The 16393-nt window shown below is 54.1% G+C and carries 16 protein-coding genes; 10 read left to right on the top strand and 6 right to left on the bottom strand.

Features of this window, described 5'->3' with window-relative positions; genetic code table 11:
• Positions 1-9 precede the first annotated feature (9 nt).
• Both yajD and ABIE11_RS00950 read left to right on the top strand, forming a co-directional pair.
• Complete coding sequence (gene yajD / locus ABIE11_RS00955; RefSeq protein ID WP_100780522.1) at positions 10-354, top strand: HNH nuclease YajD; 345 nt, start codon at positions 10-12, stop codon at positions 352-354.
• 270 nt (positions 355-624) lie between these two features.
• The gene (locus tag ABIE11_RS00950; protein ID WP_429183581.1) at positions 625-1878 is read left to right on the top strand and encodes a glycoside hydrolase family 18 protein; all 1254 of its coding nucleotides are present in this window, start codon (positions 625-627) and stop codon (positions 1876-1878) included.
• Between the two features lie 40 nt (positions 1879-1918).
• Here ABIE11_RS00950 and ABIE11_RS00945 read toward each other — a convergent pair whose 3' ends face one another.
• Both ABIE11_RS00945 and msrB read right to left on the bottom strand, forming a co-directional pair.
• Positions 1919-2197 carry a YeaC family protein gene (locus tag ABIE11_RS00945; protein WP_100780524.1) on the bottom strand — a complete coding sequence of 93 codons (279 nt, stop codon included), beginning with the start codon at positions 2195-2197 and terminating at the stop codon, positions 1919-1921.
• A gap of 41 nt (positions 2198-2238) precedes the next feature.
• On the bottom strand, positions 2239-2652 hold the full coding sequence (gene msrB, locus ABIE11_RS00940; protein WP_100780525.1) for a peptide-methionine (R)-S-oxide reductase MsrB: 414 nt from the start codon (positions 2650-2652) through the stop codon (positions 2239-2241).
• 340 nt (positions 2653-2992) lie between these two features.
• Between msrB and gapA the strand changes: the two genes are divergently transcribed.
• Positions 2993-3988: a glyceraldehyde-3-phosphate dehydrogenase gene (gene gapA / locus ABIE11_RS00935; RefSeq protein WP_100780526.1), complete on the top strand. Its 996-nt coding sequence runs from the start codon at positions 2993-2995 to the stop codon at positions 3986-3988.
• 74 nt (positions 3989-4062) lie between these two features.
• A complete protein-coding gene (locus ABIE11_RS00930) occupies positions 4063-4947 on the top strand; it encodes a D-hexose-6-phosphate mutarotase (RefSeq protein WP_429183578.1) in 885 nt (294 codons plus the stop codon).
• Between the two features lie 39 nt (positions 4948-4986).
• Here the strand turns inward: ABIE11_RS00930 and ABIE11_RS00925 are convergent, their stop codons facing one another.
• On the bottom strand, positions 4987-5841 hold the full coding sequence (locus tag ABIE11_RS00925; protein ID WP_429183577.1) for an aldo/keto reductase: 855 nt from the start codon (positions 5839-5841) through the stop codon (positions 4987-4989).
• Between the two features lie 92 nt (positions 5842-5933).
• Complete coding sequence (locus ABIE11_RS00920) at positions 5934-6680, bottom strand: MipA/OmpV family protein (RefSeq protein WP_312153425.1); 747 nt, start codon at positions 6678-6680, stop codon at positions 5934-5936.
• 435 nt (positions 6681-7115) lie between these two features.
• Between ABIE11_RS00920 and yeaG the strand changes: the two genes are divergently transcribed.
• The 3 genes from yeaG to ABIE11_RS00905 all read left to right on the top strand — a co-directional run bounded on the left by yeaG (position 7116) and on the right by ABIE11_RS00905 (position 11249).
• Entirely contained in the window at positions 7116-9050 is a 1935-nt protein-coding gene (gene yeaG, locus ABIE11_RS00915) for a protein kinase YeaG (protein WP_100780530.1), read from the top strand.
• A 121-nt stretch (positions 9051-9171) separates the two neighbouring features.
• Entirely contained in the window at positions 9172-10452 is a 1281-nt protein-coding gene (locus ABIE11_RS00910; RefSeq protein WP_102103479.1) for a YeaH/YhbH family protein, read from the top strand.
• 296 nt (positions 10453-10748) lie between these two features.
• A complete protein-coding gene (locus ABIE11_RS00905; RefSeq protein WP_429183574.1) occupies positions 10749-11249 on the top strand; it encodes a YbaK/prolyl-tRNA synthetase associated domain-containing protein in 501 nt (166 codons plus the stop codon).
• Between the two features lie 21 nt (positions 11250-11270).
• Here ABIE11_RS00905 and yoaI read toward each other — a convergent pair whose 3' ends face one another.
• Positions 11271-11375: a small membrane protein YoaI gene (gene yoaI / locus ABIE11_RS00900; RefSeq protein ID WP_228483420.1), complete on the bottom strand. Its 105-nt coding sequence runs from the start codon at positions 11373-11375 to the stop codon at positions 11271-11273.
• 286 nt (positions 11376-11661) lie between these two features.
• On the opposite strand from yoaI, the gene ABIE11_RS00895 reads away from it, so the two are divergent.
• From ABIE11_RS00895 to ABIE11_RS00885, 3 genes are all read left to right on the top strand, one after another.
• Positions 11662-12996, top strand: coding sequence for a glycoside-pentoside-hexuronide (GPH):cation symporter (locus tag ABIE11_RS00895; protein WP_429183572.1), 1335 nt, complete (start codon positions 11662-11664; stop codon positions 12994-12996).
• Between the two features lie 15 nt (positions 12997-13011).
• Positions 13012-15048: a glycoside hydrolase family 31 protein gene (locus ABIE11_RS00890; protein WP_429183570.1), complete on the top strand. Its 2037-nt coding sequence runs from the start codon at positions 13012-13014 to the stop codon at positions 15046-15048.
• Between the two features lie 108 nt (positions 15049-15156).
• Positions 15157-15603 (top strand): DUF441 domain-containing protein, encoded by a 447-nt coding sequence (locus ABIE11_RS00885; protein ID WP_003857881.1) that lies wholly within the window; start codon positions 15157-15159, stop codon positions 15601-15603.
• Here the strand turns inward: ABIE11_RS00885 and ABIE11_RS00880 are convergent.
• Positions 15587-16378 carry an AraC family transcriptional regulator gene (locus ABIE11_RS00880; RefSeq protein ID WP_102103475.1) on the bottom strand — a complete coding sequence of 264 codons (792 nt, stop codon included), beginning with the start codon at positions 16376-16378 and terminating at the stop codon, positions 15587-15589. The two genes, ABIE11_RS00885 and ABIE11_RS00880, sit on opposite strands and share 17 nt — an antisense overlap.
• Positions 16379-16393: the final 15 nt, after the last annotated feature.

The raw sequence follows: 16393 nt of genomic DNA, 5'->3' as shown, positions 1-16393 counted from the left end.
GCCACTCGTATGGCTTTTATCCCAAAAAACTATGCCCGGCTTGAAGTCGGGTACCGTGAAAAGGCACTGAAGCTTTTTCCGTGGGTATGCGGTCGCTGTAGCCGCGAATTTGTCTATTCCAACCTGCGTGAGCTGACGGTTCACCATATCGATCACGATCACTCCAATAACCCGGAAGACGGCAGCAACTGGGAGATGTTATGCCTGTTCTGCCACGATCATGAGCATTCCAAATACACGGAAGCCGACCTGTACGGTTCCACCGTCGTCGCGGGTGAAGATGCGCAGAAGAGCGTCGGGGAAGCGAAATACAACCCGTTTGCCAATCTGAAAGCGATGATTGATAAGAAGTAATCCTGCACTGATGGCCGGGCATGACAACGCTTCCCGGCCAATTTTCTACTCCTCATCGTTTCCCACGCCTTACGATAGCTTTAGTCACCCTTTACGCTTCCGGACAGTTACGCGCTGCGGTGCCTGCCGTTAACAGCCTTTTGTTTCCGGTATAACAAAAATTCAACCTCTCTCGCAGTTTCAGCGAAGCGGCACTGCTATCCTCATTTGGCTATTTTTTGTCACATCCCTGATGTGACGTACTTTTTTTTTAGTCAAAGAGGATACGTTATGAAACTATTGCCTGTGATGGCAGCCTTACCCCTGCTCTGCGCTCCAGCCCTTTTTGCGGCTGACCTGATGTCCGTCGGCTACTTCAACGGTGGCGGCGATGTGACTGCCGGGCCGGGAGGTGACATCGATAAGCTGGATGTTCGCCAGATTACCCACCTCAACTACTCGTTTGGTCTTATCTATAACAACGAAGCGGGTGAAACAAACGCCGCGCTGAAAGACGCCAGTAAGCTGCACCAAATCTGGCTCTCGCCGAAGGTAACCGCCGATCTGCATAAAATCCCTGAACTGCGTAAGCAAAACCCACAGCTTAAAGTCCTGCTCTCTGTTGGTGGCTGGGGCGCGCGCGGATTCTCCGGCGCAGCGGATAGTAAAGAGAGCCGCGCCGTGTTTGTTCGCTCCGTGCAGGAGATCGTCACGACCTACGGACTTGATGGCATCGATCTCGACTGGGAGTACCCGGTGAACGGTGCGTGGGGTCTGGTGGATAAGCAGCCCGCCGATAAAGACAACTTCACTGCACTGCTGAAGGAGATCCGCGAATCGCTGCCGAAAGAGAAGCTGGTGACTGTCGCCCTGGGGGCGAATGCCGAAAGCCCAAAAAGCTGGGTCGACGTCAAAGCGATCGCGCCATATCTGAACTACATCAATCTGATGACCTACGATATGGCCTACGGCACGCAGTATTTTAACTCGAACCTGTATGACTCCACTAAGTGGCCAACTGTGGCCGCCGCGGACAAATACAGCGCTGATTTTGTGGTCAACAACTACCTCGCTGCCGGGCTGAAACCTGAGCAGATGAATTTAGGGATTGGTTTTTACGGGCGCGTGCCAAAACGCAGCGTGGAGCCTGGCATCGACTGGACAAAAGCAGATGCTGAGAAAAACCCGGTGACACAGCCGTACTTCGGTGCGCAGGAGATCGGATTGTTCAAGGCGTTGGGCTATGACCTCACCAAAGATACCTACGTGAAGTACAACGATATTGTCAGCAAGCTGATTAACGATCCGCAGAAACGCTTTACCGAGCACTGGGACGATCAGGCGAAAGTGCCGTGGCTGTCGGTGAAATCGGCGGAGGGCAAGGAACTGTTCGCTCTGTCGTACGAAAACCCGCGTTCGGTCGACCTGAAGGCGCAGTACATCAAAGAGAAAGGTCTGGGTGGCGCGATGTTCTGGGAGTATGGCGCGGACGACCACAACCAGCTGGCGAAGCAGTTAGCAACGTCGTTAGGGATTAAGCACTAACTCCATTGCCGGGCAGCGTTAGCGCTTGCCCGGCCTGTGGTCACTGCATTTTCATCGTCGCAATCGGTTTTGGCGTGATGCCAAAATCTTCCTTCAGCTCGCGCTTACTCTTCATCACCATCTGGCCTTTCGTGTCGATGGTCATGTGCTGTGCGTCGCTGTTATTGCGCGCCTGCCACAGCATCACCAATTGCAGGCTGTTCTCTTTTTGCTCTGCCGTCAGCGCCACGCCATCTGGCCATTTCCCCAGTTCTACGGCTGTCACCAGACGCTGATACACGTCCGGCGTCATACTGTTAATCATGTCATCAATATTCATGAGAAATCCGCTGTGATGGAATAATTTGCTGAATCGGTTTTTCAACCTTTGGTCTGGTCGCCATTTTCGTCATCAGAGAAGCTCATCGACGCCGAATTTACACAGAAACGCTCACCCGTAGGCTGTGGTCCATCCGGGAAAACGTGTCCGAGATGAGCATCGCAGTTTCCACAGCGGATTTCTGTGCGCTGCATACCGTGTGAAGAGTCCGTTAAATAGCGGATGGCCTCGTCGCTGACAGGCTCGTAAAAGCTCGGCCAGCCGCAGCCAGAATCGTATTTTGACTGGGAATTAAACAGCGGTGCATCGCACACCAGACAGTGATACACGCCATCGCGCTTATTGTGTAGCAAACGCCCGGTGAATGGGGGTTCAGTTCCGTGGTTCTGTGTCACGTAGAACTGCATTTCTGTTAGATTTTTTTTGAGTTCGTCAGGGTTACGTTGATTCGACATATGCTCAGATCTCGCTGTAGAAACAGATACCTTTCATCGCGAATTCTAACAAAACATTAACACTGAAGTGTGAACTTTTGTTCTAAACTTATGCGTTGCGGTACGGCAGTCAGGCAATTGTGATCTTGCTCACATATTTATCCTGATAGCCCTTTAAAATCCCGGGCGCAGCCCCCATGTGGTTGCTAGCTCAAAGGGAAAGTGAGGCTGTCAGTCGCACAAAGGTTATGCGCAGGATTGATTTGTCGCAATGATTGACACGATTCCGCTTGACGCTGCGTAAGGTTTTTGTAATTTTACAGGCAACCTTTTATTCACTAACAAATAGCTGGTGGAATATATGACTATCAAAGTAGGTATCAACGGTTTTGGCCGTATCGGCCGTATTGTTTTCCGTGCTGCTCAGGAACGTTCTGACATCGAAATCGTTGGTATCAACGATCTGTTGGACGCTGAATACATGGCGTACATGCTGAAGTACGACTCAACTCACGGTCGTTTCAATGGCACCGTTGAAGTGAAAGACGGCCACCTGGTTGTTAACGGCAAAACCATCCGTGTTACTGCTGAAAAAGATCCAGCTAACCTGAAGTGGAACGAAATCGGTGTTGATGTTGTTGCTGAAGCAACGGGTATCTTCCTGACCGACGAAACTGCGCGTAAACACATCACCGCTGGTGCGAAGAAAGTTGTTCTGACTGGTCCTTCCAAAGACAACACGCCTATGTTCGTTAAAGGCGCTAACTTTGACAAATACGAAGGCCAGGACATCGTTTCTAACGCATCCTGCACCACCAACTGCCTGGCTCCGCTGGCAAAAGTTATCAACGACAACTTCGGCATCATCGAAGGTCTGATGACCACTGTTCACGCGACCACCGCAACTCAGAAAACCGTTGATGGCCCGTCTCACAAAGACTGGCGCGGCGGCCGCGGCGCAGCTCAGAACATCATCCCATCCTCTACCGGTGCTGCTAAAGCAGTAGGTAAAGTACTGCCAGAACTGAATGGCAAACTGACTGGTATGGCGTTCCGCGTTCCTACTCCAAACGTATCCGTTGTTGACCTGACCGTTCGTCTGGAAAAAGCAGCGTCTTACGAAGAAATCAAGAAAGCTATCAAAGCCGCTTCTGAAGGCGCAATGAAAGGCGTTCTGGGTTACACCGAAGACGACGTTGTTTCTACCGACTTCAACGGCGAAGTGTGCACTTCTGTGTTCGATGCTAAAGCAGGTATCGCACTGAACGACAACTTCGTGAAACTGGTTTCCTGGTACGACAACGAAACTGGCTACTCTAACAAAGTACTGGACCTGATCGCTCACATCTCCAAATAAGTTGAGATGAGATACTGATCCAAAAAGGCGACCTCGGTCGCCTTTTTTTATGCTTAAAGACAGAGGATTGCGTAATGATTCACAAAATTTTTGCACTTCCAGTAGTCGAACAACTTACCCCTGTACTCTCCCGCCGCCAGATTGATGGCGCGGATATTATTGTCGTCGATCACCCGCGCGTGAAAGCCTCTGTGGCCCTCAATGGCGCCCACCTGCTCTCGTGGAAACCAGAAGGCGAAGAAGAAGGCCTGTGGCTGAGCGCGGCGACCTCTTTCAAAAAAGGGGCGGCGATTCGCGGTGGCGTTCCTATCTGCTGGCCGTGGTTTGGCCCTGCCGCTGAAGCAGGCCTGCCAGCGCACGGTTTTGCCCGTAACCAACAGTGGACGCTGAAAGCGCACAACGAAGATGATAACGGCGCTGTACTGACCTTCGAACTGCAAAGCAATGACGAAACCCGCGCGCTGTGGCCGCATGACTTCACGCTGTATGCCCGCTTCAAACTGGGTCAAACCTGTGAAATTGAGCTGGAAGCGCACGGTGAGTTTGAAACCACCTCTGCACTGCACACCTATTTCAACGTCGGTGACATTTCGGATGTGAAAGTGAGCGGCTTTGGCGATCGCTTTATCGATAAAGTGGATAACGCGAAAGAAGGTAAACTGAGCGACGGCGTGCAGACCTTCCCGGATCGTACCGACCGCGTCTATCTGAACCCGGAAGCCTGCAGCGTGATCCACGATGCGGCGCTCAACCGTGGTATTGAAGTGGTTCACCACCATCACAGCAATGTGGTGGGCTGGAACCCAGGCCCGGCGCTCTCTGTGAGCATGGCTGATGTACCGGACGACGGGTATAAAACCTTTGTCTGCGTCGAAACCGCGTGCGTCACCGCACCGCAGAAAACCAGCGCGGATAAACCATCCCGCCTGGGTCAGACCATCAAAATCGTTAAACGCTAATCCGGTTCCCCTCTCTCTGCCCGGAGAGGGGAAATTTCGTTACACCACGTCCAGTGCTGTTTTACGCCCCGGCGCCGGAAACGCCGCATCCAGCCGCGCAAATTCTTCAGCCGAAAGCGTTAACGCCAACGCGCCTGCATTCTCTTTCACATGTTCAATCGACGCCGCTTTTGGAATGGCGATAACACCCTGATGGCTAATTACCCACGCAAGAAGCACCTGTGCGGCGCTGGCATGATGATGTTGCGCGATGTCATTCACGGCGGGATGATTGAGCAGGCCAGAGCGTAACCGTCCGGCTTGCGCCAGCGGGCAATAGGCCATCACCGGCATCGACTGCTGCTGACACCAGGGAAGCAGATCGTATTCAATGCCACGCGAGGCCAGATGATAAAGCACCTGATTGGTGGCACACTCCGCACCGCCGTCGACGGCCCACAGCTCCTGCATATCGTCATGGTCGAAATTAGACACACCCCAGCGGCCAATTTTGCCCTGCTGTTGCAATGTCTGCATCAGCTCAACGGTCTCGTCCAGACCGTAGTTTCCGCGCCAGTGCAGTAGGTAAAGGTCGATGTAGTCGGTGCCGAGACGACGGAGGCTGGCCTCGCAGGCCGCTATCCCCTTTTTCCCGCCCGCATTCCACGGATAAATCTTGGAGACCAGAAAGACGCGATCGCGCTGGCCTTTGATTGCCTCGCCCACCACCTCCTCGGCTCGGCCATCTGCATACATTTCGGCGGTGTCGATGAGCGTCAGCCCCATATCGATGCCCGCTCGCAGTGCAGCCACTTCGTTTTGCCGCTGACCGGCGTTTTCACCCATATACCAGGTTCCCTGCCCCATAGCCGGCAAGGTAAAACGGTCAGCAAAAGTCACGGTTTTATCTGACATGTTTCTCTCCTGTTTTTCTCCGCACCACCATAAAGCAAACGGGGCGCAAGCGCCCCGTTGTCATGCACAGAATGCACCGTAAAAGTGCACAATCAGAAACTGTAGGTCACGCCCGCAGAGAACAGACCGGCCCAGGACTTATCAACCATCGGGCTATCTTTCACTTCATCGCTAAGACGGGTGTAACGGGTAGAGGCGTACAGGTTCCAGTCGCTGGCAAACTTGTAGCTTGCGGTCAGTTCCAGGTACGGGTTCCAGCCGTCATCCGCGTCATAGCTGTTCAGGCCACTACGTTTAGACTCTTTATGGGACACCCCATAATAGTAGTCATTGTAGTTTTCGCTGCTGTACTCCACACCGATACCTGGCGTCAGCGTGATGCCGCCGTTGGTGTAGCGGTACAACCAGGCCAGATCCCAGATAAACCCGTTGCTGTTGTCGAGCGTATCGCCCGCAAGCGCAGTGCGCAGGAAGCCATACTGGGTGTTGTGAACATAGGAAAGCCCCGCCATCACGCTGCTTCTGCGTTTATCGAGCTGACGCAGCGCACGGCTGTCACTGTCACCCGGTTTGAAGTGCATCGGGTTGTAGTACGCCATGATGGAGAGCTTATCTGTGTTGTCATTCCACAGGTAGTAACCGCCACCCAGGCCGCGGAACCAGAAATTATCGCCTTCATAAGTGATCACTGGCACCGGATAAACGTCGCGATCGTACTGTTTATACGGGCTGTTGATAACGCCGACGCCTGCGCCAACGGACCACTGATCGGCCGCGTGAGCGGTGCTAACGGACGTGGCGACAAGTACGCCCAATGCCAGAAGTTTGAGTTTGGTCACAATCCATTCTTTCCTGTAGTCAAATAATCAGCGAGTGAAGTGTAACCGCCCTGCCCACACATCCCAAAATTTTTTGCCCGCTAATGAGTTTAATTAACCGATTATTTTCATCATTTAAGATGACCGGAGGCTTTCATTTATGTGACGAGGCAGTGAAAGTCGACGTTTTATCCTGAATCTCGCCGCAGATTTTTTGGATGAGTTATTGATATGTCATTGAAATTAGATTCTGGAGGCATGCAAGTTTTGCAAATGCCATCTACGCTTAATTTTAGGAAGATGAATTGCTGTACGCCCGGCGGTTGAGAGCGCAAGACCTGGCACACGGGTTGCTGCTCTGGTACTGAGGTGCGGGGGTGAAGACGCTTCCAGGAGCCTCCACTATTCATACGAACGGCTCTTTTCCTGTGCTAAAAAACGAAAGGACGGCATGCCATGAATATATTCGATCACTATCGCCAGCGCTATGAAGCTGCCAAGGACGAAGAGTTCACACTGCAGGAGTTTCTTGCTGTCTGTAAGCAAGATCGCAGTGCCTATGCCAATGCGGCAGAACGGCTATTGATGGCTATCGGTGAGCCAAACATGGTCGACACTGCCCTCGAACCACGGCTCTCCCGTCTCTTTTCGAATCGTGTGGTTGCACGATACCCCGCTTTTGAAGAATTTTATGGCATGGAAGACGCCATCGAGCAGATTGTTTCGTACCTGAAACACGCGGCTCAGGGTCTGGAAGAGAAGAAACAGATCCTTTACTTATTAGGCCCGGTCGGTGGCGGTAAATCGTCCCTGGCAGAGCGCCTGAAATCACTGATGCAGCGCGTGCCGATCTATGTTCTTAGCGCCAACGGAGAACGCAGCCCGGTTAACGATCATCCGCTGTGCCTGTTCAATCCTCAGGAAGATGCCCAAATTCTGGACAAAGAGTTTGGCATCCCGAACCGCTATCTCGGCACGATCATGTCGCCGTGGGCGGCGAAGCGCCTGCATGAGTTTGGCGGCGACATCACCAAATTCCGCGTGGTAAAAGTCTGGCCATCCATTCTGCAGCAGATTGCGATTGCCAAGACCGAGCCGGGCGATGAGAACAACCAGGATATCTCCGCACTGGTCGGTAAGGTCGATATCCGTAAACTGGAACACCACGCGCAAAACGATCCGGATGCCTATGGCTATTCCGGCGCGCTATGCCGTGCCAACCAGGGTGTGATGGAGTTCGTCGAGATGTTTAAAGCGCCCATCAAGGTGCTGCATCCGCTGCTGACCGCCACCCAGGAAGGGAACTACAACGGGACGGAAGGTATTTCCGCCCTGCCGTTTAACGGGATCATTCTGGCGCACTCGAACGAATCAGAGTGGGTCACCTTCCGTAATAACAAAAACAACGAGGCGTTCCTTGACCGTGTGTACATTGTCAAAGTGCCTTATTGCCTGCGGATCTCCGAAGAGATCAAAATTTACGAAAAACTGCTTAACAACAGTGAGCTGGTGCATGCCCCTTGCGCGCCGGGAACCCTGGAAACGCTGTCGCGCTTCTCCATTCTGTCGCGTCTGAAAGAGCCAGAAAACTCCAGCATCTATTCGAAGATGCGCGTCTACGATGGCGAAAGTCTGAAAGATACCGATCCGAAAGCGAAGTCCTATCAGGAGTATCGCGATTACGCCGGTGTCGACGAAGGGATGAACGGCTTGTCCACGCGTTTCGCGTTTAAAATCCTCTCCCGCGTGTTTAACTTCGATCACGCCGAAGTGGCGGCCAACCCGGTACATCTGTTCTACGTTCTGGAGCAGCAGATTGAGCGCGAGCAGTTCCCGCAGGATCTGGCTGAACGGTATCTTGAGTTCCTCAAAGGCTATCTGATTCCGAAATACGCCGAGTTTATCGGCAAAGAGATCCAGACCGCCTACCTGGAATCCTATTCCGAATACGGACAGAACATTTTCGACCGTTATGTCACCTATGCGGACTTCTGGATCCAGGATCAGGAATACCGCGACCCGGATACCGGCCAGCTGTTTGACCGTGAATCCCTGAACGCGGAACTGGAAAAAATTGAGAAGCCGGCCGGGATCAGTAATCCGAAAGACTTCCGTAACGAGATCGTGAACTTCGTGCTGCGCGCCAGAGCGCATAACAGCGGACGTAACCCGAACTGGACCAGCTACGAAAAACTGCGCACGGTTATTGAGAAGAAAATGTTCTCAAACACCGAAGAGCTGTTGCCGGTCATTTCGTTTAATGCCAAAACCTCAACCGACGAGCAGAAAAAGCACGACGATTTTGTCGACCGCATGATGGAGAAAGGCTATACCCGCAAGCAGGTCCGTCTGCTGTGCGAATGGTATTTGCGCGTACGTAAATCGTCTTAACAAAAGTGCCCGGTGGCTTTTCGCCATCGGGCCGACAACGACAACCTTCCGTTAGCCGAATAAGCGCAGCGCATCCGGCAAACAGGGAGTGCGAAAGTTGGCAATGCAGTACGGGGGGCATATGACCTGGTTTATTGACCGGCGTCTTAACGGCAAAAACAAGAGCACGGTGAACCGCCAGCGCTTCTTGCGCCGTTATAAAGCGCAAATTAAACAGTCGATCTCCGAGGCCATCAACAAACGTTCGGTGACCGATGTGGATAGCGGCGAGTCCGTCTCTATCCCGACGGATGATATTAGCGAACCGATGTTCCATCAGGGACGGGGCGGCTTGCGCCATCGCGTACACCCAGGTAACGACCATTTTGTGCAGAACGATCGCATTGAACGCCCGCAGGGCGGCGGCGGTGGTTCAGGAAGCGGTCAGGGGCAAGCAAGTCAGGACGGTGAAGGCCAGGATGAGTTCGTCTTCCAGATTTCCAAAGATGAGTATCTCGATCTGCTGTTCGAGGATTTGGCGCTGCCAAACCTGAAAAAAAATCAGCACCGTCAGCTAAACGAGTACAAAACCCACCGCGCCGGTTATACCGCCAACGGCGTTCCGGCGAATATTAGCGTAGTGCGTTCCCTGCAAAACTCGCTGGCCCGACGCACCGCGATGACGGCGGGTAAACGTCGTGAACTGCGCGAGCTTGAGGTCAGCCTTAAGACCGTTGAAAACAGCGAGCCTGCGCAACTGCTGGAGGAAGAACGGCTGCGCAAAGAGATTGCCGAACTACGGGCAAAAATCGAGCGCGTGCCGTTTATTGACACCTTTGACTTGCGTTACAAGAACTACGAGAAACGTCCGGAACCTTCCAGCCAGGCGGTAATGTTCTGCCTGATGGACGTCTCCGGCTCGATGGATCAAGCCACCAAAGATATGGCGAAGCGCTTTTATATCCTGCTCTACCTGTTCCTGAGCAGAACCTATAAGAACGTGGATGTCGTCTATATCCGCCACCATACGCAGGCCAAAGAGGTGGATGAGCACGAGTTCTTCTACTCTCAGGAAACCGGCGGGACCATTGTCTCCAGCGCCCTGAAGCTGATGGATGAAGTGGTGAAAGAGCGCTATGACCCGGCGCAGTGGAATATTTATGCCGCGCAGGCGTCCGATGGCGATAACTGGGCGGATGACTCCCCGCTCTGTCACGAAATTCTGGCGAAGAAAATTTTGCCGGTGGTGCGGTATTACAGCTACATCGAAATTACCCGGCGCGCGCATCAAACGCTCTGGCGGGAATATGAACACCTGCAGGCGATGTTCGATAACTTTGCCATGCAGCATATCCGCGATCAGGATGATATTTATCCGGTCTTCCGCGAACTGTTCCACACGCAAAGTACCAGTAACGCATAAACAAACAGCCAGCGGCCAAACGCTGGCTGTTTTATTTACTGACTCACATTAATACAGTCGAGATTTTTACCCCTCGGCATAATGCACACCATTATTCCCGCGATAAGCGTCCTATCCGCCCTTTCACTCATTCATAGCCTGTTAAATGTCCGTATCTGTCATTTCTCTGGTAAATATCAAGCAGACGTAAAAATAGCCCCACGCGTGGGCATTATCGGTTTCTTGAAATTAATGCTCTTAAAATACATTGTGCTAATGTAGTCGCACGACTTAACAACCCGAGGGAAATAACGATCATGTCAGACGAGATAAAAGGCACCGCCACCCACCAGCAGCTGATCGCACTGTTATCTGACCAGGGCGCGCAATATCGCGTGGTGGAACATGCGGCGGTAGGAAAATGCGAAGCGGTGAGCGAGATTCGCGGCACGGAGCTTGGTCAGGGTGCGAAAGCGCTGGTGTGTAAAGTTAAGGGTAACGGGGTGAAAAAACATGTGCTGGCGATTCTGGCGGCAGATCAGCAGGCCGATTTGAGTCAATTAGCCAGCCATTTTGGCGGGAGCAAAGCTTCGCTTGCAAGCCCGGCGGAAGTGGACATTTTAACGTCCTGCGTCTTCGGGGCAATTCCCCCGTTCAGCTTTCATCCGGACCTGACGCTGGTTGCCGATCCCCTGCTGTTCGAGCGTTACGATGAGATTGCCTTTAACGCCGGTCTGCTGGAAAAATCGGTCATTATGAATACCCATGACTACCTGCGCATCGCCCAGCCTGAACTGGTGACGTTTCGCCGCGCCTGAGTTTCCCGGCTGGCAGTTCTGTCAGCCGCGTTTTTCCAGAAACATCACTGAGGCCACCAGTATTATCGCAATGGTAAAAAACGACGACGAGATAATCAGCGTTTCAACAAACATGTGATCGTTCATGTTGATTCCCCTTTTGCTGCGTTTGTCCCTTTTTAATCCCCACAGATGACAATGATATGACAGATTCAGGTCAGCCCGATGAATACGATTAAGCTGAAACGATTCTGGTGAAAATAATCCCCTCGCGATAAATACAACCCGCATCACAATAATTTGTTACCGGTATCACGAAAAAGGATTTCCATAAGTCCATTGCCAAATCTCGTAATTGTTAACCCCTCCTGCCTGCTTAACACTGCATACAAGAACACCCGCAAATAAACCTTACACTGGCAAGGTGAATAACATGAGCAATACAATTTCCCGTAAAGAGAAAATCAGTTATGGGTTAGGTGATATGGCGAGCCATATTGGGCTGGATAACGTTATTATCTTTCTGACCTTTTATTATACGGACGTCGTAGGTCTGCCCGCCGCCTTTGTCGGAACCATGTTTCTGCTGGCAAGAACGGCAGATGCGATTATCGATCCGGCGATGGGCTATATTGCCGATCGCACCCGCACCCGCTGGGGTAAATTCCGCCCGTGGATGCTGTGGCTGGCCCTGCCGTTTGGTGCCAGCTGTCTGCTCACCTACGCCGTGCCGGAGTCGCTGGATCTTCACGGCAAAATGATTTTTGCCACCATCACCTACACGGTGATGATGCTGATGTATACCGCCATTAATATCCCCTATTGCTCAATGGGCGCGGTGATTACCCCGGACAACGAAGCGCGTATTTCCCTGCAATCGTATCGCTTTTTCCTCGCCACCCTCGGCGGTGCGTTATCCACCTTCTTTATGATGCCCCTGGCCGAATTTCTCGGCGGCGACGATAAATTAATCGGTTATCGCTGGGCGATGGCAATAATGGCGACGATTGCGGTCATTATGTTCTGGATCTGTTTTGCTAATACCCGCGAGCGTATTAACGCCCCCGCGACGCACAATAATTATCTGGCTGAGTTACGCGATTTATTGCGCAACGATCAGTGGCGCGTGGTTGCCGTTCTGGTATTAACCAATATTGGTTTTGGGGTTATTCGTCTAGGGGCGATGATGTATTTCGTCACCTATTATCTCGGCAGCGCCAGCTATTTTATGTGGATGCTCGGCGCGCATATTCTCGGTAAAGCGGCGGGCAGCGCGCTGGCAAAACGCCTGACGCGCAACTACAGCAAAGTACAGATGTTTGGCTACTGCGCGGTGCTGGCGGGCGTGCTGAGTATCGCCCTGTTCTTCGCGCCGAAAATGGTCGTCGTACTGGTGCCCCTCACCTTCATTATCTCCACCCTTTATCAGGCCACCACCACCTTAATGTGGGTGATGATGGCTGACGTCGCCGATTACGGCGAATGGAAACAGGGCAAACGCATGGACGGCGTGATCTTCTCGACCTTCCTCGCTGTGCTCAAACTGGGAATGGCCATCAGCGGTGCCATCGTCGGCTGGACGCTGGGCTTCAGCGGCTATGTGGCTAACGCGCCGGAGCAAACCTCCACCGCCATGTACTGCATCATCGCCCTCTTTACCGTGGTGCCGGGCATTCTCTCCCTGTGCGCATTTGCCACCCTGCGCTGGTACAAGCTCGACGACCGCACCATGCAATCCATCAACCTTGCCAAACACAGTCTTTCGTAAAAGGACGCATTAACCATGAGTGAACTCATTCAACATACCAATAGTATCGAGTGGCGCTTTGAGCGGCAGATCCTGCGCATCGAACCGTGGGGTAAAAACAGCCTGCGCGTGAGAGCCACCTGCTCACCGGACTTCAGCGAAGCGTTACAGGCTCTCCTGCCAGCTGCTCCTTGCACCGCGGAGATCACCGCGGAGAACGAAAGCCTGACGCTGCGCAACGGCAACATCACCGCCACCCTGAATCTGAAAGGCCAGTTGGCATTCTATAACCAGCGCGGCGAGCTGCTGCTGGAGGAGATGTGGCGTCAGCGCTCAACGGTGGGGATCGGTGCCAGCGAAAAGAGCCAGGATAAATATGTCAGCGCCCTGAAACTCGACGGTCGCGAATTCAAACCGCTGGCGGGCGGCAAGTATCAGCTCACCGTGCGCTTTGAATCGCGCCCTGAGGAGCGGATTTACGGAATGGGTCAGTATCAGCAGCCCTGGCTGGATCTGAAAGGCTGTACCCTCGAACTGGCCCAGCGCAACTCTCAGGCCAGCGTACCTTTTATGCAGTCGAATCTGGGTTACGGCGTGCTATGGAATAATCCGGCGATTGGAGAGGTCAGCTTCGCCAAAAACCAGACCGAATGGCGCGCCCGCGTCACCGGGGAGATGGACTACTGGATCACTGCAGGCGACAGCATTGCGGAGATCACCCGCCAGTATGTCACCGCCACCGGCACTCCGCCGCCTGCCCCGTCCTTTATCAGCGGCCTGTGGCAGTGCAAATTGCGCTACCGCACCCAACAGGAGGTACTGGAAGTGGCGCGCGAATATCGCCGTCGCAACCTGCCGCTCGCTGTGATGGTGATTGATTTCTTCCACTGGCCGAATCAGGGCACCTGGTGTTTCGACCCGGTCGACTGGCCCGATCCCAAAGCGATGGTGCACGAACTCACTGAGATGGGCATCGAGCTGATGGTCTCCGTCTGGCCGACCGTCGAAGCGCGCAGCCCACTGTTCCCGCAGATGAAAGCCAAAGGCTGGCTGGTCAGCAGCGAGCGCGGCGTGCAGGTGAATCTCGACTTTATGGGCAACACCACCTTTTTCGACGCGACCCATCCGCAGGCGCGTGAATTTGTCTGGGAGACCGTCAAGAAAAACTACTACGATCTGGGCATCAAACTGTTCTGGCTGGATGAAGCCGAGCCAGAGTACCGCGCCTACGATTTTGATAATTATCGCTATCACGCCGGCCCGGTGCTGGAGGTGGGCAACCGCTATCCGCGCGATTTTGCGCAGGGCTTCTACGACGGCTTAACCGCTAACGGCGAGCGCGATATCGTCAATCTGGTGCGGTGTTCCTGGGCGGGCAGCCAGCGCTACGGCGTGCTGGCCTGGTCGGGCGATGTGCATTCATCCTTCCACGCGTTTCGCAACCAGCTGGCCGCCGGCCTGAATATGGGGCTGGCGGGCATCCCGTGGTGGACCACGGACATCGGTGGATTCCAGGGCGGAAACGTCAACGATCCGGCATTCCATGAGCTGCTGATTCGCTGGTTCCAGTGGGCGGTCTTCTGCCCGGTACTGCGCATGCACGGCTATCGTGAGCCGCAAATCCAGCCGCCAGAGCGCTATCGCGACGGCATTCCTCAGTGCAACAGCGGCTCGCCAAACGAGCTGTGGAGCTACGGCGAAGCGAACTTCGCTATCATGCAGCACTGGCTGTCAGTGCGTGAAAAACTGCGCCCGTACATTGACGCCCTGTATGAGAATGCCCATCAGCACGGCGACCCGCTGATGCGCCCGCTGTTCTGGCACTATCCGCAGGAAAAACAGAGCTGGGAGACGGAAGATCAGTATCTGTTCGGCGAAGATCTGCTGGTTGCACCTGTGATGCACGCCGGGCAGCGCCAGCGTGACGTCTGGCTTCCCGCTGGAAATCACTGGTTCGCCTTAAACGGTGAGCGATATCGCGGCGGCGAACGCGTGACGGTCGACGCGGCGCTGGAGACGATTCCGGTGTTTATTCGCGACGGTAGCCCGCTGGTGAAGGTGTTAGTGAGCTAGCCTCGGGCAGCTGCCCAAAAATGGGGTATTTGTCGATAAAAGCCTGTTTACGCTCGCCTTTGCGGGTAAAGTAAGCAGGCTTACTTTTTTCTGGCAAGGATACCCCTCATGTTTGACCCTACCCTGCTGATCCTGCTGGCGCTGGCTGCGCTGGGCTTTGTCAGCCACAACACCACGGTGGCCATTTCGATCCTGGTGTTAATTATCGTACGCGTAACGCCGCTCAACACTTTCTTCCCGTGGATAGAAAAACAGGGCCTGACCATCGGGATCATCATTCTGACCATCGGTGTAATGGCTCCCATCGCCAGCGGTACGCTCCCGGCTTCGACGCTTTTACACTCCTTTGTGAACTGGAAATCGCTGGTGGCCATCGCCGTGGGGGTGTTCGTCTCCTGGCTCGGCGGGCGCGGGGTAACGCTGATGAGTTCGCAACCCTCTCTTGTCGCCGGTCTGCTGGTCGGAACGGTGCTCGGCGTGGCGCTGTTCCGCGGCGTGCCGGTCGGCCCGCTGATCGCCGCCGGACTGGTATCCCTGTTTATTGGGAAGTCGTAGACAGGCTGGCGATATAGCGTGCGGGGGTCTGCCCCAACCCTTTTTTGAACATCGTAATAAACGCGGTGGTGGAGTCATATCCCAGTGACTGCGCCGCCTGCTGGACCGATTTGCCGCCGATCAACAGCTGTAGCGCGACGATTAACTGCAGCTGATGACGCCAGCGGCGAAAACTCAGGCCCGTCTCCTTCACCACCAGCCGCGCGAGATTGCGCTCGCTCATGGCAAAGTGGCTCGCCCACTGGGCCAGCGTCTGCCACTCGGCGGGTTGCTCAGCCATGGTTTCGCTCATCATGCGGATTTTAGGGTGCGGTGAAACCGGCAGCTGGAGCTGCTCCTGCGGCTGCTGCGGGACTTCATCAAACAGCACATCAACCAGCCGGGAGGTGGACGGGAGCAACAGCTGCTCGCGGGTTTTGCTCGCCAGCGTCAGGATCAGCTCGCGCACCAGCGGGGAGATTTTTAGCGTACAGCAGCGATCCGGAAGCGTCACCGCGCCCGGCTCAATAAACAGAAAACAGAGCTGCGCGCCGGGCGTGGCTTTGTTGCTGTGAGGGATTTGGCCTGGGATCCACACCGCGTACTGCGGGGGCACCATCCACATGGCGTTTTCCACTTCGCAGGTGATGGCCCCGCGCAGGGCAAGGATCAGCTGACCTTTACGGTGCTGATGGCGCGGAATGCGCTGTTCGTCTTCCACCACGCGGATGCGAAACGCCACGGCCGCATCGTGCTGGCTGTCGGGATCGTAGCCGTCAAGTCCGAGACCTTGCATAAAGTTGTCCGATAT

The organism is Lelliottia sp. 489 (assembly GCF_050435885.1).
Lineage (GTDB): Bacteria > Pseudomonadota > Gammaproteobacteria > Enterobacterales > Enterobacteriaceae > Enterobacter > Enterobacter nimipressuralis.
Note: the sequence above shows the minus strand (reverse complement) of the source record. Positions and strands in the feature narration are given on the sequence as shown.